The organism is Streptomyces sp. A18 (assembly GCF_059026065.1).
Window position 1 is genome coordinate 17,745 of the sequence record NZ_JBWLKL010000021.1, and the last position, 20,521, is coordinate 38,265.

General features: G+C 70.3%; 19 protein-coding genes. 7 read left to right on the plus strand and 12 right to left on the minus strand.

The features are described 5' to 3' along the window. Both AC5P1C_RS27460 and AC5P1C_RS27465 read left to right on the plus strand, forming a co-directional pair. Entirely contained in the window at positions 1-1,509 is a 1,509-nt protein-coding gene (locus tag AC5P1C_RS27460; protein WP_493868615.1) for a tripartite tricarboxylate transporter permease, read from the plus strand. Beyond that, on the plus strand, positions 1,506-1,949 hold the full coding sequence (locus tag AC5P1C_RS27465; protein WP_493868616.1) for a GNAT family N-acetyltransferase: 444 nt from the start codon (positions 1,506-1,508) through the stop codon (positions 1,947-1,949). The genes AC5P1C_RS27460 and AC5P1C_RS27465 overlap by 4 nt, the downstream gene beginning before the upstream one ends. Before the next feature lie 63 nt (positions 1,950-2,012). On the opposite strand, the gene AC5P1C_RS27470 is transcribed toward AC5P1C_RS27465, so the two are convergent. After that, complete coding sequence (locus tag AC5P1C_RS27470) at positions 2,013-2,153, minus strand: hypothetical protein (RefSeq protein ID WP_493868617.1); 141 nt, start codon at positions 2,151-2,153, stop codon at positions 2,013-2,015. A gap of 108 nt (positions 2,154-2,261) precedes the next feature. Here AC5P1C_RS27470 and AC5P1C_RS27475 point away from each other — a divergent pair, with 108 nt between their 5' ends. Then, a complete protein-coding gene (locus tag AC5P1C_RS27475) occupies positions 2,262-3,737 on the plus strand; it encodes a trifunctional class I SAM-dependent methyltransferase/NUDIX hydrolase/VOC family protein (protein WP_493868618.1) in 1,476 nt (491 codons plus the stop codon). Positions 3,738-3,752: 15 nt separating this feature from the next. On the opposite strand, the gene AC5P1C_RS27480 is transcribed toward AC5P1C_RS27475, so the two are convergent. Both AC5P1C_RS27480 and AC5P1C_RS27485 read right to left on the minus strand, forming a co-directional pair. Further along, complete coding sequence (locus AC5P1C_RS27480; protein ID WP_493868619.1) at positions 3,753-4,367, minus strand: ribonuclease FAU-1 family protein; 615 nt, start codon at positions 4,365-4,367, stop codon at positions 3,753-3,755. Beyond that, positions 4,348-5,277 (minus strand): GNAT family N-acetyltransferase, encoded by a 930-nt coding sequence (locus AC5P1C_RS27485; protein WP_493868620.1) that lies wholly within the window; start codon positions 5,275-5,277, stop codon positions 4,348-4,350. Before AC5P1C_RS27485 ends, AC5P1C_RS27480 begins: the two co-directional genes overlap by 20 nt. A gap of 70 nt (positions 5,278-5,347) precedes the next feature. On the opposite strand from AC5P1C_RS27485, the gene AC5P1C_RS27490 reads away from it, so the two are divergent. Continuing rightward, entirely contained in the window at positions 5,348-5,737 is a 390-nt protein-coding gene (locus AC5P1C_RS27490) for a GntR family transcriptional regulator (protein ID WP_493868621.1), read from the plus strand. A gap of 151 nt (positions 5,738-5,888) precedes the next feature. Here AC5P1C_RS27490 and AC5P1C_RS27495 read toward each other — a convergent pair whose 3' ends face one another. Continuing rightward, complete coding sequence (locus AC5P1C_RS27495) at positions 5,889-6,983, minus strand: DUF5925 domain-containing protein (RefSeq protein ID WP_493868622.1); 1,095 nt, start codon at positions 6,981-6,983, stop codon at positions 5,889-5,891. Between the two features lie 162 nt (positions 6,984-7,145). Between AC5P1C_RS27495 and AC5P1C_RS27500 the strand changes: the two genes are divergently transcribed. Next, positions 7,146-8,570 carry a GH39 family glycosyl hydrolase gene (locus AC5P1C_RS27500; RefSeq protein ID WP_493868623.1) on the plus strand — a complete coding sequence of 475 codons (1,425 nt, stop codon included), beginning with the start codon at positions 7,146-7,148 and terminating at the stop codon, positions 8,568-8,570. 84 nt (positions 8,571-8,654) lie between these two features. On the opposite strand, the gene AC5P1C_RS27505 is transcribed toward AC5P1C_RS27500, so the two are convergent. The 6 genes from AC5P1C_RS27505 to AC5P1C_RS27530 form a co-directional block, all read right to left on the minus strand. Next, positions 8,655-12,557, minus strand: coding sequence for a lipopolysaccharide biosynthesis protein (locus AC5P1C_RS27505; RefSeq protein WP_493868624.1), 3,903 nt, complete (start codon positions 12,555-12,557; stop codon positions 8,655-8,657). Next, on the minus strand, positions 12,550-13,350 hold the full coding sequence (locus AC5P1C_RS27510) for a polysaccharide deacetylase family protein (protein WP_493868625.1): 801 nt from the start codon (positions 13,348-13,350) through the stop codon (positions 12,550-12,552). The genes AC5P1C_RS27505 and AC5P1C_RS27510 overlap by 8 nt, the downstream gene beginning before the upstream one ends. Positions 13,351-13,381: 31 nt before the next feature. Further along, on the minus strand, positions 13,382-14,422 hold the full coding sequence (locus AC5P1C_RS27515; RefSeq protein ID WP_493868626.1) for a glycosyltransferase family 2 protein: 1,041 nt from the start codon (positions 14,420-14,422) through the stop codon (positions 13,382-13,384). Then, complete coding sequence (locus tag AC5P1C_RS27520; protein WP_493868627.1) at positions 14,419-15,252, minus strand: glycosyltransferase family 2 protein; 834 nt, start codon at positions 15,250-15,252, stop codon at positions 14,419-14,421. The genes AC5P1C_RS27515 and AC5P1C_RS27520 overlap by 4 nt, the downstream gene beginning before the upstream one ends. A 380-nt stretch (positions 15,253-15,632) precedes the next feature. Beyond that, entirely contained in the window at positions 15,633-16,733 is a 1,101-nt protein-coding gene (locus AC5P1C_RS27525; RefSeq protein WP_493868628.1) for a GNAT family N-acetyltransferase, read from the minus strand. A 1-nt stretch (position 16,734) separates the two neighbouring features. Then, positions 16,735-17,166 carry a hypothetical protein gene (locus tag AC5P1C_RS27530; RefSeq protein WP_493868629.1) on the minus strand — a complete coding sequence of 144 codons (432 nt, stop codon included), beginning with the start codon at positions 17,164-17,166 and terminating at the stop codon, positions 16,735-16,737. Positions 17,167-17,400: 234 nt separating this feature from the next. Here AC5P1C_RS27530 and AC5P1C_RS27535 point away from each other — a divergent pair, with 234 nt between their 5' ends. After that, on the plus strand, positions 17,401-18,225 hold the full coding sequence (locus AC5P1C_RS27535) for an SGNH/GDSL hydrolase family protein (RefSeq protein ID WP_493868630.1): 825 nt from the start codon (positions 17,401-17,403) through the stop codon (positions 18,223-18,225). A 13-nt stretch (positions 18,226-18,238) separates the two neighbouring features. On the opposite strand, the gene AC5P1C_RS27540 is transcribed toward AC5P1C_RS27535, so the two are convergent. Next, positions 18,239-19,891 (minus strand): serine/threonine-protein kinase, encoded by a 1,653-nt coding sequence (locus AC5P1C_RS27540; protein ID WP_493868631.1) that lies wholly within the window; start codon positions 19,889-19,891, stop codon positions 18,239-18,241. A 122-nt stretch (positions 19,892-20,013) separates the two neighbouring features. Next, positions 20,014-20,223 carry a hypothetical protein gene (locus AC5P1C_RS27545; protein WP_493868725.1) on the minus strand — a complete coding sequence of 70 codons (210 nt, stop codon included), beginning with the start codon at positions 20,221-20,223 and terminating at the stop codon, positions 20,014-20,016. Here AC5P1C_RS27545 and AC5P1C_RS27550 point away from each other — a divergent pair. Then, entirely contained in the window at positions 20,147-20,329 is a 183-nt protein-coding gene (locus AC5P1C_RS27550) for an anti-sigma factor domain-containing protein (protein ID WP_493868632.1), read from the plus strand. The genes AC5P1C_RS27545 and AC5P1C_RS27550 overlap by 77 nt on opposite strands. The last annotated feature ends 192 nt before the right edge of the window (positions 20,330-20,521 follow it).

Below are 20,521 nucleotides of genomic sequence, written 5' to 3' on the forward strand. Positions count from 1 at the left end.
ATGGATGCCTTCAACTCCCTGATGGACGGCTTCGGCACGGCCCTCACCCCCATGAACCTGCTCTGGGCAGCCGTCGGCGTGCTCCTGGGCACCGCGATCGGCGTGCTGCCCGGCATCGGCCCCGCGATGGCGGTGGCGCTGCTTCTGCCCGTGACGTACGGCCTTGAGCCGACCGGCGCGTTCATCATGTTCGCCGGCATCTACTACGGAGCGATGTTCGGCGGCTCGACCACGTCGATCCTGCTGAACACCCCGGGCGAGAGCGCAGCGGTGGTGGCCGCCATGGAAGGCAATCCGATGGCCAAGGCGGGGCGCGGCGCACAGGCGCTCGCGGCCGCCGCCATCGGCCACTTCGCGGGCGGCATCATCGGCACGATCCTCCTGGTCGCGCTCGCACCGACGGTCGCGGACCTCGCGGTCGACATCGGGGCGCCCGACTACTTCGCCATCATGGTGCTCGCGTTCATCGCGGTGACGTCGGTCCTCGGCTCCTCGCGCGTACGAGGGCTCGCCTCGCTCCTCATCGGCCTCACCATCGGGCTGGTCGGCCTCGACCAGATGACCGGACAGCAGCGCCTGACCTTCGGCTCGCTCCAACTCGCCGACGGCGTCGACGTGGTGATCGTCGCGGTGGGCCTCTTCGCCATCGGCGAAGCCCTGTGGGTCGCCGCGCATCTGCGGCGCACGAGCGGCGAGGCGATCCCGGTCGGCCGCCCCTGGCTCGGCAAGGCCGACGTGAAGCGCACCTGGAAGTCCTGGCTGCGCGGCCCGCTCATCGGCTTCCCGTTCGGCGCGATCCCCGCGGGCGGCGCGGAGATCCCCACCTTCCTCTCGTACGTCACCGAGAAGCGCCTGTCCAAGCACAAGGACGAGTGGGGCAAGGGCGCGATCGAGGGAGTGGCGGGCCCCGAGTCGGCGTCATCGGCATCGGCGGCGGGCACGCTCGTCTCCATGCTGACGCTCGGCCTGCCCACGACAGCGGTGGCGGCCGTGATGCTCGCGGCCTTCCAGCAGTACGGCATCCAGCCGGGCCCGCTCCTCTTCGAGCGCGAACCGGACCTGGTCTGGGGCCTGATCGCGTCGCTGTTCGTGGGCATGGTCCTGCTCCTGGCCCTGAACCTGCCGCTGGCCCCGGTCTGGGCGAAGCTCCTTCGCATCCCGAGGCCCTACCTCTACGCGGGCATTCTCTTCTTCGCGGCGGTGGGCGCCTACGCGGTGGGCGGCGAGTCCCTCGACCTGGTGATCCTGCTCATCATCGGTCTGATCGGCTTCGGCATGCGGCGCTACGGACTGCCCATCCTGCCCGCCGTCATCGGCGTCATCCTCGGCCCGAACGCGGAGCAACAGCTGCGCCGCGCCCTGCAGATCAGTGACGGCAGCGTCAGCGGCCTGGTCGAAACGCCCTTCTCGATCACGGTGTACGTGATCATCGCGCTGATCGTGCTCTGGCCGCTCCTGAAGAAACTGCTGGTGCGGGGCAGGAGCACTGACGTAGACGTAAAGGCATGACAGCCGACATCCGTCTCGCCACCGCCGCCGACGTCACCGCCGTGAAGGCGGTGACGTCGGCGGCGTACCACCCCTACATCGAGCGCATCGGTGTCGTGCCCGCCCCCATGGAGGCGGACCACGCGGCGGACGTGGCGGCGGGGCGGGTGTACGTCACCGGGGATCCGGTGGTGGGCGTCCTGGTCCTCGTCCCGCACGAGGACCACCTGTTCCTGGAAAGCGTCGCGGTCCACCCCGATGCGGCGGGCCAAGGAGTGGGCCGCCGCCTGCTCGCCTTCGTGGACGAGCGGGCGCGGTCCCTTGGACTGCCACAGGTCCGGCTCTACACGAACGCGATGATGTGGGAGAACCAGCGGCTCTACCCGCGATACGGCTACGAGATGGTGGAGCGCAGGGTGGACGGCCCGTACGACCGCTACCACTACAGCAAGCGCCTCTAGCGGTAGCCGCCCGGATCGGTGCCCCGCGCCTGCGGGCGTCTCATGCCCCGCCGGGGCCGGGCCTCACCCATCGGGCCACCAGGTCCGCTGGACGTCCTTGCGGACCTCGGGGCGTTCGCGGGGCCGCTCCTCGGCCTCGTACCTCTCCCGGATCTGTCGATTGGTGGGCTTCCCGACGGTCTTGTGCACGGTCACACGGCGCATGGCTGCCTCCCTGTACTACCGATGTCCAAGGTGGGACGTCTGTAGACCTCTGCCGGGAGGGTTTCTCATCGGAGTCGGATTGTCAGTGGCGGGTGTCACGCTCGGGTCATGACGATCGACTGGGACGCCGAAGCGGCCACATTTGACGACGAACCGGACCACGGCCTGCGGGACCCGGCGGTCCGGGACGCGTGGGCGCGGCGGCTGCGCGACTGGCTGCCACAGGCCACGGGCGACGTCCTCGACCTGGGCTGCGGCACCGGAAGCCTCTCCTTGCTGGCGGCCGAGCAGGGGCACCGCGTCACGGCGGTGGACCTCTCCCCGGACATGGTGGAACGGGCCCGCGAGAAGCTGGCGGGGCATGACGCACAGGTGCTGGTCGGTGACGCGGGAGAGCCCCCGGTGGAGGGGCGCCGCTTCGACACGATCCTGGTCCGGCACGTGCTGTGGACGCTGCCGGATCCGGAGGCGGCGCTGCGGCACTGGCGCGGTCTGCTGCGCAGAAGTGGACGCCTGATCCTCGTCGAGGGCGTGTGGGGCACGAAGAGCCCTTCCGGGATCCCCGCGGCCCGCCTGATCAGCGCGCTGGGGCCGGTGGCCACGCAGCTCCACACCGAACGCCTGTCGGGCGACGAGCGGCTGTGGGGGAAGCGGGTGGAGGACGAGCGGTATGCGGTGGTGGCGATCATCGCCGGGCCCCACCGCCACAAGGAGGTGGTGGACGTCCACCTCATCCTGCGCCGCGGCGAGGAGGTGCTCCTCGCCCGCCGCGCAGGCACCGGTTACGGGGACGGCTTGTTCAACACCCCCTCCGGCCACGTCGAGCCCGGCGAGGACGTCCGCACGGCGGTGCTCCGCGAGGCGAAGGAGGAGATCGGCCTCGACCTCGCCCCCGAGGACGTGAGCGCCGCACTGGTCGTCCAGCACCGGGGCCCCGGCGGGAAACCCCGCATCGGCTGGTTCTTCGAGGCGACGTACGGGGCGGGCGGCGAGCCGTTCAACGCGGAGCCGCACAAGTGCGACGAGCTGAGCTGGCACCGGGCGGACGCGCTGCCGGACGACATGGTGGCGTACTGCAGGGCGGGGCTTGAGGCATGGCGGGTCGGGGAGCGGTTCCTCCTGCACTTGCAGGAGGAGGGAGACCCGGTGGGATACGACAAGGGCGGGGCCCAGCGAGCAGTCGCCCTCGCGCCCCCGCGAGGTGCGCACCATGTGGAGCTCTGGGTACCGGACTTCGACGCGGCGGAGGCGTCGTGGGGCTGGCTGCTCGGGGAGTTGGGGCATGTCCGCGAGCAGCGGTGGCCGGGTGGCGGCAGCTGGCGCCGGGGCGCGACGTACGTGGTCCTGGAGCAGTCACCGGACATGCGGGACGGGGGACACGACCGGCTGCGGCCCGGCCTGAACCACCTGGCGTTCCACGTGGCGAGCAGGCCGGAGCTCGACCGGCTTGTGGACCGGGCGCCGGGACACGGATGGTCCTTGCTCTTCCCCGAGCGGTACCCGTTCGCGGGAGGGGAAGGGCACTGCGCGGCGTACTTGGAGGACGGGGCGGGGTTCGAGGTGGAGCTGGTGGTCGGCGGCTGAATCGAGAAGCAGGACTCAACTGCCGGAGGGAGGCGGGACCAGAGGCGGGACCAGAGGCGGGACCAGAGGCGGGACCAGAGGCGGGACCAGAGGCGGGACCGGGGAGAGGGAACCTTCCCCGCGTGCCAGACGCTCCAGCTCGTCCAGGGCGGCCAGAGCCGCCGCCGCGGCCTCGGGATCGCGCTCGGCAAGGCCGCTCTCGGTGAACTCGTCCTCGTCCAGGCGGACGATCGTCCCGCCGTCCGCCGAGCACCACAGGTCCAGGTCCAGGTCCTCCACCGTGAGCGTGGCGCCGTCCCGTTCCGCGGGGCGCGTCACGTCGCAGTACCAGCCCTTCAGGACGCCCTCGGACGTGCGGACCTCCTTCACCGCGTACCAGCGGTCACGCCAGTAGTGCTCCGTGAAGACGTCACCGGGCTCGAAGCGCACGAAGCCGAAGTCCCGTACGCCGTCGGCCGCCCACGGCGCGCGGACCGTCACCACGGTGCCGTCGTCCGCGACCACCTGTGCCGGGTAGCGGATCTTCGTGCGGCCCGCCTTCACCAGGACGACGTCCACCCTTTCGGCCGAGGTGTCGGTCGAGGTGTCGGTCGATGGGGCGGTCCATGTGTCAGCCGAGGACTCGGACATGACGTACCTCCGTCGCGCAGATCTCGTAGCCGAACCACTTGTTGATCGCCAGCATCGGCTCGTTGCCGGCGTCGTTGCCGGTGAACGCCTGGGTGCAGCCCGCGGCCCGCGCCCGGTGCAGGGAGTCGTTCTTGGCGAGCTTGGCGAGTCCGCGCCCACGGAACGCGCGTGCGGTGCCGGTCATGCCGCTCGCGTAGCGCGAAGCGTCGTCCGTGCGGGCCAGCGTGAAGGCCGCGGGGCGGCCGTCCACCACTGCCACCGAGGTCAGCTCGCGGTTCACCAACGGGTGGTTCCAGGTCTCGGCGAGCCAGTGCCCGTAGTCCGTGAACTCCGCGGCCACATCGCCCGGTTCGTCCGCGACGGTCTCCGCGTCCAGGTCGAAGAGGGCGCGCGGGTCGTCCCCGAACTCCGCTCCCGTACGCAACTCCACGCCGGCGGGCGGCTCTTGGCGGGCCGGCAGCGCACCGCCCGCCAGGTCGAGGCGGAGGAAGTGGGCCGAGCGGCTCGCCCGATAGCCGCGTACGGCGGCGAAGGCGCGGTTCGCGGGCTCGTCCAGGACCCAGGAGAAGACCGTGGTGACTCCCGCGTCCGCCAGATACTCCTCTGCCGTCCGCAGGATCAGCGAACCGGCACCCAGACCGCGCCGCTCGGGGAGTACGTAGACGTTGGCGAAGCCCTGGCCCGGCTCGGGGCTGTCGTGGGCGACGCCCACCTGCGCCGTGCCCACGATCTCCCCGTCGGCCTCGGCGACCAACTGGAGGTACCGGGCGTCGGGATGGGCGTGCGCCAGGTCGAACCGGATGGAATCGGCGGTGGCGAGCATGGCGGGCACGCAGGCGCGGCGGACGACGGCGAAGGCCTCGGCATCGAGTCCGTTGCCGGGGCGCAGGGCGCGGACTAGGACGGTCATGGAGCCGCACGCTACGCGCGGAGCGCGCCGGGGTGCCTCTTATTTTCCGGGGGTGCGGGACAATCGCCGCGTGACTTTGAAGATCGAGATCGACGGTGGCGCGGCGGAGAGTGGCGCGCCGCCCTACGAGCAGGTGCGGGCCCAGATCGCCGAGCAGGCGCTAGGTGGTGCGCTGCCGGTGGGGTACAAGTTGCCGACCGTGCGGGGGCTCGCCCAGGAGCTGGGGCTCGCCGCCAACACGGTGGCCAAGGCGTATCGGGCGCTTGAGGCGGACGGGGTGATCGAGACGCGGGGGCGTCATGGGACGTTCGTCGCCGCCGCGGGGGACGCTGCCGCGCGGGAGGCGTCCGCCGCGGCCCAGGCCTTTGCCGAGCGGGCTCGGCGGCTCGGCCTCTCCGAGGCGGGGGCGTTGTCCGCTGCGCGGGATGCGTTGCGTGCTGCCTATGGGGAATCGGGGTGACTTCTGCCCCGTGGCGGGGCGGTACTTGACGCCTGGCTGTATCGGCACCCCGTAGCTTCGCGTCGTGCCCACCCTTCCCCAAGCTCTCGGCTTCGCTCGAGCAGGGGAGACCCCGATCGCCCTGCGGAACGCCTGCCCACAACGGGGACGACTACAGGTACAGCCCCGCGTCCGCCCCCTCCCGGGGATCCGGGACCGACGTAGGGGAGGTCCCGCGACGCAGCGCGTACAGCTCCGCCAGTGTCGCGCCCTCGCGGGAGACGCCCTCCTCCGTGCCGAGCCAGTCGATCGACTCGGCGCGGGTGAGGCCGCCGACCTCGATCCGGGCGAGGCACCGTCCGGGCCGCACGACCGCCGGATGGAGCCGCTCCAGGTCCTCGTTCGTCGTCACGCCCACCAGGACGTTGCGGCCTTGGCCGAGGAGCCCGTCCGTCAGGTTCAGGAGCCGCGACAACGCCTGCCCCGCCGTGTGCTTCGCCTCCCCCCGGATCAGTTCGTCGCAGTCCTCGAGGAGGAGCAGCCGCCAGCGGCCCTTCGCCGTGCCGTCGTCCTCGCCGATCGCGATGTCCATCAAGTACCCGACGTCGCTGAACAGCCGCTCCGGGTCGAGGACACAGTCCACCTGGCACCAGTCACGCCAGGACCGCGCGAGCGTCCGCAGCGCCGACGTCTTGCCCGTGCCCGGCGGGCCGTGCAGCAGAAGCAGGCGGCCGGAGATGTCCTCGGGGCCCGTCTTCATCAGGGTGTCCATGGCCTCGGCGACCGGCGCGGTGTAGTTCTCCCGCACCTCCTCCCACGTACCGGCGGCGATCTGCCGCGTGGTGCGGTGCGGGCCGCGCCTCGGGGACACGTACCAGAACCCCATGGTCACGTTGTCCGGCTGTGGTTCGGGTTCGTCCTGCGCGCCGTCCGTCGCCTGCTTGAGGACCTTCTCCGCGAGGTCGGCGGTCGTCGCCGTCACTGTGACGTCGGCGCCGCGGTTCCAGCGGGAGATCAGGAGCGTCCAGCCCTCGCCCTCGGCCAGCGTCGCGCTGCGGTCGTCGTCGCGGGCGGCGCGCAGCACCGTCGCACCCGGCGGGAGCAGCGTGGAGCCGGACTTGACGCGGTCGATGTTCGAGCTGTGCGAGAAGGGCTGCTCGCCGGTGGCGAAGCGCCCGAGGAAGAGGGCGTCCACGACATCGGACGGAGAGTCGCTGTCGTCGACGTTGAGCCGGATCGGCAGGGTGTCCTGAGGGTTCGCAGACATGCCGCCATGATCCGGCACGCAAGTGCCCTCGTGCATCCTGGTTTACGTACTCCGTTCAGGGCCGGGTCGGCCGCGGGCAGGCCCGCGGAGCCGTGGGAAAGCCGCGAACCTGTGGCGCGGAACCTGTGCTACCGCCAACTGGCCCGGTTACGCTTGCCCTTGATGGGACGTCATGGGTGGAATTCGGGGGCACTGCGCTGGCGATTCGCCGCGCTGCTCGGCGTTGGTCTGGCCGCACTGGCCCTGGTCCTGACCGTCATCACCACGCTCCCCGGCGACGGCACGGGCACCGAGGGCACCACGCGCGACGGGGACAAGGTGCACGGCACCCCCGCCGTCCCGCCCGGAGAGGCGAAGCCGGCCGTCGGCTGGGGCTTCACGCACACCCAGTACAGCGCGGACGAGGGCACCGGGGCCGCCACGCGGCGCGCCGAGGCGATGCTCGTGGACCAGCCGCGCCCCCTTCCGCAGATCCAGCACATCATGGGCTGGGGCGCGAGCAACCCCGAGCCGGTCAAGGGGCGTTACGACTTCGAGGAGATGGACCGGCGGATGGACTTCATCCGCGCCACCGAAGGCACCCCGGTTGTCACCCTGTGCTGCTCCCCGGACTGGATGAAGGGCGGCAAGCCCGGCGCGGACAACACCGACTGGAGCGAGAAGGCCCTGGAGACCGCCCCGGACCGCGCCCACTACGAGGACTTCGCCGAGCTCGCGGCGACCGTCGCCAAACGCTATCCGGACGTACGGCACTTCATCGTCTGGAACGAGTTCAAGGGCTTCTGGAACGACGAGAAGGCCCGCTGGGACTACGAGGGCTACACCGAGCTCTACAACCTGGTCTACGAGGAGCTCAAGAAGGTCAACAAGGACATCATGGTCGGCGGCCCCTACCTCGTGATGGACAGCGTCGACCCGCGCCAGAGCGAGGGGGCATCCTCGAAGGTCAAGGGCGCATGGGGCCGCATGGACCAGCGGGTCCTCGACGCCTTCGACCACTGGAACAAGAACAAGGCGGGCGCGGACTTCATCGTCGTGGACGGCTCCAGCTACACCGTCGACGACGAGATGCTCCCGGACGAGTTCAAGGCCACCGACAAGCTCACGGCGGTCGGCAAGTGGGTACGCGAGCGCACCGGCGACCTGCCGCTGTGGTGGGCCGAGTACTACGTGGAACCGGGCGACAGCAAAGACGACCGCGACGACTGGTCCGAGCCGCACCGCGTCGCCGTCCAGGCGTCAGGACTGATGGCGATGGTCCGCGGCGGCGCGAGCAGCGGCTTCTACTGGAATCCGCAGAACAGGGGCGAGGACTGCGCGGGCTGTCTGTGGCGCTCCACGGAACTGGGCGACGGCGGCACGGAGCTGCCGATGCTGAAGATGCTCGCCCGGTTCAACGAGGCGTTCCCGCCCGGCACGGCGTACGAGAAGGTCTCCGTCGCGGCCGACGACGTACCGAACGTACGCGTCCTCGCCGACGACAAGACGGTGCTCGTCGTGAACACCCTCGACCGCTCGATCGACGCGAAGGTCGACGGCAAGCGGTTCGCGATGAAGGGGTACGAGGTCAAGTGGCTGAAGCGGTGATCTGACCCGCCTCAGCCACGCTCGCGTAAGCCACGCTCGCGTAAGCCACGCTCGCCTCAGCCACGTACGCGCACCCCCGCACCCTCACGCCATCGTCAGGAACCGCTGGATCAGCGAGGCGAGCAGCACCGCGAGCAAGGGCAGCGAGAACCAGAAGCTGCTCTGCAGTCGGCGCAACTGCCGCACGCTCGGCTCCACCGCCACCCGTACGACCTCCCGTGCGGTGAGCAGCAGGCCCAGGGCGATCGCCGCGAGCGCGCCCACCACCGACCAGGGAGTCCAGGTGATCTGCGGGCCGATCGGGCCCGGAGCGGCCTTCTCGACCTCGCCGCCCGGCTGCTCGCGCAGCGTGTAGAGGGTCGCGTCGTCGTTCGTGAGGACCTTCTTCAGCTCCTGGCGGTTGTCCAGGTTCGTGATCAGCCGGGTGTCCCAGGTCCTGGAGTAGCCCACGTCCATCTGGAGATAGACCGTCTGACTCTTGTTGATCATCAGATACGAGTTGGGGCCCGCGTCCTTGAGCGCCTTCACCAGACTGGAGACCAGGACCGGGTCGGCGGGGGCGAGGGTCGGGACGTACTGGACCTTCTCCATGTCGCGCGTGCCCCACGGCATCGCCGGCGTCACGTTGTTGACGGTGTCGTCGCTCATCCACAGCAGCCGCACCGTCGGGTCGTCGTGCTCGTACACGTACTCCATCGCGGCGACCTCACCGGCCCGCGTGCGCTCGAAGGGTTCGTTGCCCCAGCGCGCCACCAGGAAGCCGCCCATCAGGACGAGACCGGCGAGGAGCGCGGCGAGAGGCGCCAGACTCACCCGGTCGCGGTCCCGCTCCTTCGCGGTGATGCCCGCCCGCGGGAACAGTGCGAGACCGGCGAGGAGCGCGGCGCCCGGCAGCGCGAACATGAAGACCCGCAGGGCCATTTCGCCGCCGTACGACTGCATGCCGAAGCCCAGGAACGGCACGAACGTCAGGACGAGCAGCGAGCGCTCCGTGTACTTGTGGTCGCGCCGCCGCCACCAGCCCCAGCAGGCCAGCGCCATCACGCCGCCGGCGAGCGCCACGCGCGCGTAGAGCACGAGTTGGTGGGTCGAACTGCCGCCCTCGATGCGCCCGGAGACCGACGACGTCACATTTCCGCCGACGCCGCCGACCCCGCCGAACAGCTCGGCGAAGTGCCCCGACCAGTACGGCTCCGCGAGGAAGCCCAGCCAGACGGCGACGAGGACCGCGAAGAGGATCGGCAGGCCGCGCAGCTCCGAACGCCCCACCAGGACGAGCACGGCAAGGACGCCGAGCATCACGAACGGCGTGAGCTGGTGCGCCGGGACCGTCGCCGCGAACAGGGCGATCAGGACCACGAGCAGCACCGCGCGCTGCCGCCGGTCGACGGGCTCGACCTCCAGCTCGCCGGGGCGCCGCTTGGCCCACAGCACGTGCGGCGCGCGGAACCACACCAGGAGCACCGCGACGAACACCAGATAGAGCAGAAACGTGAAGCCCTGCGGGGAGAAGTAGTCCTGGCCTACCCAGCCGCTCAGCGCGAAGATCCACAGCCCGGCCCACTTGGCGCGCCAGGCCGCCCGCATGGAGCGCACGAGCAGGAACATCGGGGCCAGGTAGAGCAGTTGCATGGCAAGCGGCCACCAGCGGATCACCTCGGTCATGTCCGAGACGCCGCACGCCTTCGCCACGAACGTGGCCGCGGCGAAGAACCCGGGCCAGCTCCAGCGCGCGTCCAGGTCGGGTACCGCCGAGCCGGTCCTGTCGATGTACTCCATGAAGCCCAGGTGCTGCCAGGCCGTCGCGAACCGCGGCTCGTCCTCGATGACGGCGGGCAGCGCGTGCAGACACACCACCGTGGCGATCAGCGTCACCATGAGCAGGGCCTTGTGCGGCCGTTCCATCCAGAGCAGCGAGGCGAAGACGACGACGAGCAGCGCGGCCCCGAGCAGCGTCGGCGCGGGCAGGATGGAGATGAGCCCGAGCCCGCCCATCGCGTCCAGGTCCGCCTCGGTGATGCCCACGGCGGGCAGCCAGTAGAGGGCGAGCGCGAAGGCCAGGAGCAGCGCCATGAAGAGGGCGCGGCGGCGGGGGAGCGGTGGTTCCTGTTCGACGACGGGCGCGGGCGGGGCCTCTTCCGGGACGCGCGCGTGGGTGCCCGGCTCCTCGGCGGGCGCGGTGACGGCCGATGACACCGAAGGCGGCGCGGGCGGCGACGCCGCCGGTTCGCGCGGTGCGAGCGGCGTTCTCAACGCCCAGGTCGGCCGGTGCTCCATGTCGTCCCCCTCGTCCCCCGTGCCCGCGCCCGCGGACCTACCCGAAGCGGACTTCCCCGAAGCCGGCACGGGCTTCCCGGGAGTGCTCTTCCCGAAGGCAGGTGTCCCGGACGCGGGCGTGCCCGGCCCCGGACGTACGTCGGGCCTGCGCTCCGGATGCTCGAAGTCCATCTGCACGGCCAACTGCAGCGTGTCCGAGTCCAGTGTCTCGCGCAGCGCCCAGGCGGGCCCCCGCCGTTCCTTCGCCTGCTCCGTCCCCTCGGCCGCGGGCGCGGACGGCGCCTCGCGCGCCCCCAGATCGGCGAGATCGCCGTCCGGCGCCGCGCCGACGGCCGACGCGGACGAGGGAGCGCCCCGCGCCACCCGGTACAGCTTCGGCGCCGCGATCGCCACGATCACCGCGAGGCTGGAGATCTCCGCGACGCCCGCCCCCGTGAGCCCCATCCGCGGCAGCAGAAGCAGCGTCAGGCCGAGCACGAGGACGCACAACAGGCCCTGCATCCAGGCGATCCCGGACGTACGGCTCTGCGCGCGCATCACCGCGAAGTACGTCTCCATGACGACCCGCAGCGCCGCGCCCACCGCGAACCAGCGAAGCAGCGGCGTCGCCGCGTCCGCGTACCCCTGGCCGAAGACGCTCAGGATGTAGGGCGCGCCGATGAAGAGCAGCCCGCACACCGGCAGCATGATGCGCGCCATGCGGCGCAGCGCGGCCCGGGTGTTCGCCGCGAGCCGCGCCGGATCGTGCGCGCCCTCGACGGTCAGCGAGGCGCCCATGTTGATGGCGAGCAGATTGACCGTGCCGCCGATCGTGGTGGTGATGTAGAAGTACGCGTTGTCGACCGAGCTGACCTGCGAGGCGACGATCACCGGTACGAGATAGACCACGGCGAGCGAGAACAGCGAGCCCGTGTAGTCGCCGGCCAGGAAGCGGCCCATCTCACGCAGCGTCGGCGGATGCGCCTTGTCCTGCGTCGCCTTCACGTGCCGCGGCACGAGCCGCCGGAACACCAGATAGCCGAGCGGAATGACCGACACGGCGATCGCGGCGACCCAGGAGACGAACACGCCCGCCGTCGGGATCGCAACGGCCACCGCGATGAGCAGCACCAGTTTGACGACCGAGAAGATGGTGTTGCCGACCGGCACCCACAGCGCGCTGCGCAGCCCCGTGAGCACCCCGTCCTGCAGGGTGAGCAGCGACCAGGCGACGACCGCGGCGATGAAGCCGAGGCCGTTGAGCGGCCCGTGCAGGAATTGGTAGGAGGGCCCCCACAGATCGAGGGTGACCAGGAAGATCAGCGCGGCGAACGCGACGATCAGCGAACTCGCCGCGTACGTACGGAAGATGATCTTGCCCGTGGCGCGGCCCGCGACGGGGATGAAGCGGGCGAGCGCCCCCATCAGGGTGAGGGCGGTGAGTCCCGCGAGGAACTTCATGGCGGCGATCGCCGCCGAGCCCTGGCCGACCGCCGACTCGGAGTAGTACCGAGCGGCGGCCAGCCAGAAGCCGACGCCGAGCACGCCGGAGATGCCGGTGTTCAGCATCAGTGCGTAGGCGTTGCGGAACAGGGGGCTGCCGCCACCGGAACCGCCGCCCCGTCCGGGCAGCCGCATTCTGCGCGGCCTGCCCGACTTGCCGGACGGCGGCCGCTGTTCGGTGCTGGGAGTCCCAGATACGTCTGCCTGGGCGGTCGACGTGTCAGACACGGGTACGAGTTGCCTTCCGGCGGGCCTGTCGGGCTCTGCGGACCACGGCGTACCCCTTGGTGAGGGCGCAGTCCCTTGCGAAGTTGCGGGTGATCGCACGGCCTTCCACGAGCCGCTCGAACTCCTCGATGCCGGTGGAGCGCCGCACCGTCACCCGCCGCAGGGCGTACGGCCCCTGGCTGCGCCGCGCGAGGCCGTTGCCGACCGCGAGCGCCTGGGCGAATCCGGCGCCGCGCACCGTGCCGCGCACCCGGCGGCTCGAATAGCCGTACGGGTAGGCGAAGGAGGCGGGACGGGTGCCGAGTTCGTCGGTGACGATCTCCCTGCAGCGCGACAGCTCGAACCAGAGGTCGTCGTCGTCGAGTTGGTCGAGCTCCGGGTGCGTGTGGCTGTGTCCGCCGATCTCGGTTCCCTCCGCGGCCAGTTGGCGCACCTGGTCCCAGCCGAGCATCACGTCGAGGCCGCCCCCGGTGTCGTGCTCTCCGCGCAGCCAGCCCGTGGAGACGAAGAGCGTCGACGCGAAGCCGTGCTTGGCGAGCACGGGAAGACCGTGCCGGTGCACGCCCTCATAGCCGTCGTCGAAGGTGATCAGTACGGGCCTCGCCGGAAGGGCCCGGCCGGGCGTGCGCCAGATCGCGGCGAGCCCGGCGGTGGTGAGCGGCGTGAAACCCCGCTCGCCGAGCAGCTCGAGCTGCTCGGCGAAGGCCCCCGGGGACACGGACAACGCCCGTGTCTCCAGGGTCGGTTCATGCGCGATCGAGTGATACATGAGGATCGGCACAGGAGCGATCATGACGGCCCCCCTCGGCCGTTCGGTGCCGTACTCATGCCGCAGCCCCCTCACCGTCCGCTTCCTTCCCGATCTCCACGACCGAGAAAGTGGCGCCTCCCCTGCGCGCGCGGACACTCCCGATGACGTACCCTCCGGCCGCCGTGACCACGCCCGCCACGATGGCCCCCGCCCGGCCCGCGCCGCCCGGACGCGCGAGCAGCGCGTCACGCAGTCCGCGCCCGACGCCGGCGGGCAGGACGCGCGTGGTGTACCGCCGCTCGGATTCAAGTCCCTTGTCGGCTCCGACACTTCGGGCCACGAGCGCCTTGGAGAGGCCCTCCGCGTACGTCCGTGTCCGGAAGTAGTCGAAGCGCTCCCGTGCGGCGGGGACACGGTGGTGGATCACCGCGCGGTCGTCGATGAGCAGGATCGCGTCCGGTCTCGCGCGGGCGAGACGGATGCACAGCTCCGTCTCCTCGCAGCCCAGCGGGCGCTTGTCGCCGTCGCGCCCTATGCCGGTCGCGAAGCCGCCCGCCGCCTCGAAGGCGATGCGGCGGAAGGACGCGTTGCCGCCCAGGACGTTGCGCACCCGCACACGGCCCTCGGGCAGCCCCTTGTACGTACAGCCGACGACCCAGTCGAACTCCTCGGGGAACCAGAGAGGCCTGCGCCGGGACTCCCAGACGGGCATGGTGCGCCCGCCCACCGCGAAGACCTTCGGGTCGGCGTACCCCTCGGCGAAGTGGCGCAGCCAGTCCCGCTCCGCCACGGCGTCGTCGTCGAGGAACGCGATGATCTCGCCGCTGGACGCGGCGATCCCGGTGTTGCGGCCCGCGGAGAGGCCGCGGGGGCCCGCGTTGGCGAGCACCCGCACCCCTTCGGTCTCCTTGTACTCCTTGGCGAGCCGGTCAAGGAGCGCGGTGTTGTGATCCACCACGAGCAGCGTCTCGTGTGCCGTCAGGGACTGCGCCCGCACCGAGGCGACCGCCGCGAGGATGTCCTCCCAGCGGTCATCGGTGTAGACGCAGATGACGACTGAGAAGTCGACGAGCCCCGCGGCCGTGCTTCCCCCGTGGTGTACGGCAGTGCTCAAGACACCTCTCCCTGGCGCGTGCGGAAGGGGACACCGCGCGTACGACGGCCCTGCCGGCCGCGGCGGTTGGAGCGCTCCGTGAGGATCACCTTCAGGACGCGCAAACCGTCGCGTACGGCTCTGAGATTGCTGACGCCGTGGATGCGCAGATACTCGTGGCTGGGGATCTCCTGCACCTTGAGCCCTGCCTTGACCACCCGGATGTTCATCAGGGTCTCCACCTCGAAGCCCGTGCAGTCGAGGTCGATCTTGTCCAGGCAGTGCCGCCAGAAGGCGTTGTAGCCGTAGCACAGGTCGGTGTAGCGGGCGCCGAACTTGGCGTTCACGACGGAGCACAGGACGTGGTTGCCGAGCTTGCGGATCGGCGTCATGTCGTCCGTGGCACCGCCGTTGGCGAATCGGGAGCCCTTGGCGAAGTCCGCGCCCGAGACGAGGGCGGAGACATAGCTGACGATCTCTTCCCCGTCGGCCGAGCCGTCCGCGTCGACCATCACGATGATGTCGCCCGTGCATGCCTCGAATCCGGTGATCAGGGCGTCGCCCTTGCCCTTGCCGAGCTGCCGGACGACCTTCACGTCAGGCCACAGCTCGCGTGCCACGGCCACCGTGTCATCAGTGGAATTGCCGTCCACGAGGACGACCTCGTGGATCCAGTCGGGCAGTGTCTTGAAGACGTAGGGAAGATTCTCCGCCTCATTCATCGCGGGAATCACGACACTCACCGGCGGCGTGATCGCCAAGTGCGAGGATATCGGCCGGTAGTTTCCGGACAGCGTCGGCTTTAACGGGTCCTGGCCCGGCTCGGTCGCCGGGCGCACAACAGAAGTCATGAGTCTGATCCCTCTCGTCCGGTGGACCGCCCACCCCCGGGCGGTCCGGCTTTTTATCCGGTTCGAAAGGGGGGTTCTCACTTGCGCATGACGAAATAGATCTCCGTGCATGCCGAGTGAGCTGGCATCGCGCGGGACGTGACTCGGCACGGATTCAGTCGCCGAGCACGGCACCCCCCTACCGCGCCCCGCGCCGGAACCACCGCGATCTTGAGCCCTCCCCTAGATCGCATTGCGTGATGGACCGATGCGGGTGGATGTACGACGGTATTGATGATTGAGACCTTATGGCAAGACCTGGAACGTGGCCTCACATTTTTGTTGATTTGGCCAATCTCGGCGGGTCTATGCGGAGCACCCAGTTCCTCGCCGACTTCCCCCTATTCTTTCTTTCTTGATCGGATTTCCCCCATCCGTTTGAGCAGCTTGTCGGCCGGTTCGAATAATTCCGGTCGTGACAAGACGGTGTTGCGCAGCGCCCTGACCGGAGCGCGTCGCGCCCGGTGGGTGATCGCCGCAGGATGGCGCAGAGCCACCCATCCCTCGGACACGGTGAGTTCGCGTGTCTTCAGGGAGTCCTTGTACTGCTTCTGTCCGCGCCCGAGATCGAGATACGCGATGCCGTCGGCGGCGGCCGCCTCGGCCATGCGCAGATGCAGGACCAGGCCCGGCGAGTACTTGCCGAACGCCGGGTCGTAGGCCGGGAACCACTGGGCGAAGACCCGCTCGGAGCGCAGCCCGAAGTGCCCCGCGACCGGCACGTCGTCGACGTAGAGCATGGAGAGCAGGCCGGAGAACTGGTCGGACCTGGTGTGGAAGAGCTGCCGCACGAGCTGGGTGATCCAGGCCTGCGCGAAGCGGTCGCTGCGGCCGGTCCTGCGGTACTGGGCGGACTTCCACCCCATCAGGGTGCGCAGGGCCGCGGGGTCGCGCTCGTCGTGCACATAGCGCACGGTGCCGTGGTCGCGCTCGAGCCTGCGCCCCTTGGCGAGGGTGGTGCGGGTGAACTTCGGCGACTTCGCCTTGAGGTGGCCGAGATACGCCTCGTACCCCTGATCGATGTCCATGACGGGGGAGGCGAAGGAACCGGAGGCGCTCGCCTCGAACGGCCCCTGCCCGTCGGCCAGATGGTCGAACTCGTACATCGCGAGCCCGCAGGCCCGTAACAGTTCTCGCGCGTCCCAGGTGAAGCCGGGCCGGTGCACCAGGCCCTGGCAGTCGGAGACGCCGAGGCCGATGGCCCGGCCGACGCCGGTGATGGATCTCTGGAACGGGAAGAAGGCGGCGGGCTCGCCGCCTTCGCGTACGACCGCGATCCGTACCCCGCGTCTGAAGTGGCCCACCGCGAGGGTGAACTCGGGGGAGAGGAACGGATTGGCCAGCTCCGGTGCGCCGTTGAGGTGGGCCTTGGACTGCAGCGCCGTCCAGGCCACCCGGTCCGCGGCGGTGAGTTCTCCGGGGCGGTGCACGGTGATGTCCACGTCAGGAGGTCCGCCTCGTCGGGGTACGGCGTCGCAGCCGCCGTACCAGTACCAGCAGATAGGTGAGCGAGCCGATCACGGTGAGGGCGACCACCCCGCCGCGCACCGACCACATGTGCAGGGCCAGCATCGCCTGGGCCACCAACAGGTTGACCGCGACGGCCCCGGAAACGGAAGCCACGATCCGGCCCCATGGCTCAAGTCCCTTGAGTGCGGCGCCAATTGCGAAGCCGGGAGCGGCGAGCAGGAAGAAGAGGGTGAAGGGGGCGCGCAGCGGGGAATCGATGTCTGTGAGCGCCAGCATCGCACCGACCATGCCCACCACCACGGCCATGCCCGCGAGCAGCGGCAGCGCGTCCTGGCGACGGCTCGGCCGGTCGTCGGGCTCACGCCCGGTGTCTGATGACGGTGCCTTGATCCTGATGGTCTGCATTGGCGACTTTGCCCCCCGACGCGCCGGATGCCGGGCTTCAATGTCGCGCAGTGGACGGCGGCGCGTCAAGATGCGGAGGGAGTGTGGAGGTGTCCGCCGTCGAGGCCTTGAACCGCAAGGGAACTCCCTGTGTGGGCAAGGGAATTACAGGCGAACTCATTGACATGCACACTACCGGCGACCTGAGGGGAGTGGTACCACAGTCGTGGCAGAAATCCTGCTAAGGGAGGTTCCATGAGATTGTCCCGAATCACGGCATACGCTTCCTCACTCCTCCTCGCCGCCGCCTTCGCCCTCACCGGGGCTCCAGCGGCTCAAGCGGACCAGCAGACCAACCAACAAGCCACGGCCACCGGCTATGTGGCGCTCGGTGACTCCTACTCGTCCGGTGTCGGAGCCGGCGGATACGACAGCGGAAGCGGCGACTGCAAGCGCACCCCGCGCGCGTACCCCGCGCTCTGGGCCGCCGCGAACTCACCCTCCAGCTTCCACTTCACGGCTTGCTCGGGCGCTCGTACGAGTGACGTTCTGGGCGGCCAACTCGGCCCGCTCGGCTCCGGAACGGGCCTTGTCAGCCTCTCCGTGGGCGGCAATGACGCCGGCTTCGCCGACGTCATGACGACCTGCGTCCTGCAGTCCGAGAGCAACTGTCTCGCCCGGATCGTGCAGGCGCGCGGCTACGTCGAGACGACGCTGCCCGGCAACCTCGACAAGGTCTACTCGGCGATCAGCGCCAAGGCACCGGCCGCACAGGTCGTCGTGCTCGGATACCCCCGCTTCTACAAGCTCGGCGGCGGCTGCCTCGCCGGCCTCTCAGAGAAGGAGCGCGGCGCCATCAACAGCGCGGCCGACTTCCTCAACTCCACGACCGCCAAGCGCGCCGCCGACCACGGCTTCACCTTCGGCGACGTGACCTCCACCTTCACCGGGCACGAGATCTGCTCGGGCGACGCGTGGCTGCACAGCGTGAACTGGGGCAACATCGGCGAGTCCTACCACCCCAAGGCCGCGGGCCAGTCCGGCGGCTACCTCCCCGTGTTCAGCGCAGCGGCGTCCTGACCCGCTGACCCGGTCAGTTCGGTGCATAGGAGGAGGTCCCGCCCGTCGGGGTCTCCTCCTCGCATGTCACCGAGTACGCAACGGAGTTGGACGACCCCTCCACCGGGCTGCGCACCTCCACGCTGATCTCGTTCCGATACGTCGAGCCGGGCTCACCCCCGACCGTCTCCGTGTGGTGCACCTGCTGGGACTTGCCGCCGCCGGAGGAGAAGCTCAGCGACTTCCAGCCGGGGCCGCTCGGCTCACCGGACTTGGTCACCCAGCGGTAGTCGACGGTGACCGGCACCCGCCCCACGGTGAACGTCGCGGTGAACGATGGGGCCTGCCCGGCGGCCGGTGGACAGGCGCCGCTGTACTCCGTGTTCGCGCCCGTGACGGAGACCTTCACGGACTGCGCCGGGTGCGTGGTCGAACCGCCGTTGCCCCCGCCGTTGGTGCCGCCCCCGCCGTCCGTGGATCCGCCGCCGGTCGAACCGCCGTCGCTGCCACCGCCGTTGCCCGAGCCGCCGCCGTCGCTCCCGCCCGACGTACTGCTGCCGCCGTTCTTCCCGCCGCTGTCCCCGGCTCCTCCTTCGGAGGAGCCGCCGGAGCTGCCGCCTCCTCCGCCGTCGCGATTGACCAGGGCGTACGTGAGCCCGCCCAGCGCGAGCGCGAGAGCGATCAGGCCCGCGGTGAAGACGAGCACCGTGCGGCGCGAACGCGTCGGCGGGACGGTGGTGGTCGTCGCGACAACGGGCTCATGCCTGTCAGGCGGAGGCGGCAAGGGGGCGGCTGCCTGCTGCTGATACGGCTGCTGCTGTGACGTGACGGTCGGCATGTACGGGAGAGGCGTCTCCACTCGTGGTGTGCCGCCCGCGGCGACGAGCCGCAGTTGAGTCTCGGCGTCGGCGGCGGAGATCCGGTCGGCGGGGTCCTTCCGGAGCAGCCCCTCGATGGCAGGGGTCAGCGGCCCCGCGTTCCGTGGCGGCGGCAACTCCTCGTCGACGACGGCACGCAACGTACTGAGAGGGGTGTCCTGGCGGAACGGCGAACTGCCCTCCACCGCCGCATACAGCAGCACGCCCAACGACCACAGGTCGGACTCGGGACCGGGCCTTCGCCCCAACGCCCGCTCAGGGGCCAGGAATTCGGGGGATCCCACCACCTCACCGGTCATGGTGAGAGCCGAACTCCCCTCCACCATCGCGATCCCGAAGTCGGTGAGGACGACCCGGCCGTCGTTCGCGATGAGTACGTTGCCGGGCTTGACGTCGCGGTGCAGGACCCCGGCGTCGTGGGCGGCGCGCAGGGCGGCGAGCACCTCGGCGCCGATGCGGGCCGCGCGCTGCGGAGGCATCGGACCCTCCGCGTCCAGGACGTCCGAGAGCGAGAGCCCCCGCACGATCTCCATGACGATCCACGGGCGCCCGTCCTCGCTCGCCACGTCATAGACCGTCACCACGTTGCGGTGCGGGATGCGGGCGGCGGCCCATGCCTCGCGCTCCAGGCGGGCGTACAGCCGGTCGACCTCACTGGCCGGGAGCCCGACGGGGGCGCGCACTTCCTTGACCGCGACCTCGCGGCCCAGGACTTCGTCGCGGGCCCGCCAGACCGTGCCCATGCCGCCTTCGCCCAGAGGGGCGAGGAGGCGGTAGCGCCCCGCGATCACACGGTCGTCGTCGCTCACGGGCGTCCCCCATCCTGAGCCGTGCGATTCTCCACAAAACTACCTCAACCGAGCGCGGTTGCCGCCCCTTTGAACACCAATCCACCGCCTGAGGCGCTTCGCCGACCTGCAGCGCCAGGCCGTCACCCTGGTCTACTGCCGCGTCCGCGATCCTCGCCGTCCAACTCGTCCGTACCGACCACCGACTCGACCGCGAGCGCGCCGAGGCACGTGAGATCGCCCACGTCCTTGCTGCTCCGGACGCCCGCGCGAGCGGTGAGCGGGACGCGAGGGGGGTGCGGCATCAACGTCGTCGCGTCCGAGTCCAGGCGGCGCGCCGTGGTGACCGTCACAGGGCTCGCGGCGCCGCCTGTGGGCCGCGTGCACCAACTGTGGGTGATGCGCGCACCGCGTCGGCGCCCCGTTCCGTGGGCCTGGTCGACGGTGAAACGCCGCTGATCGCCGCGAACCTGAGCGCGTCCGCGACGTCACTGGCCGTGACGATCGAACCCGGCGAGGGCTAAAAGGGGCCCACTTCTGCCCCGCTTGTCCAACTCGCCCTGGAATCAGTCGGATTCGGAGAGTAATCGTCAACCTCCTTACGGGGTAGGTGAATCCTGCGACCGGGATACACGAGTGTCCGGACGGGGC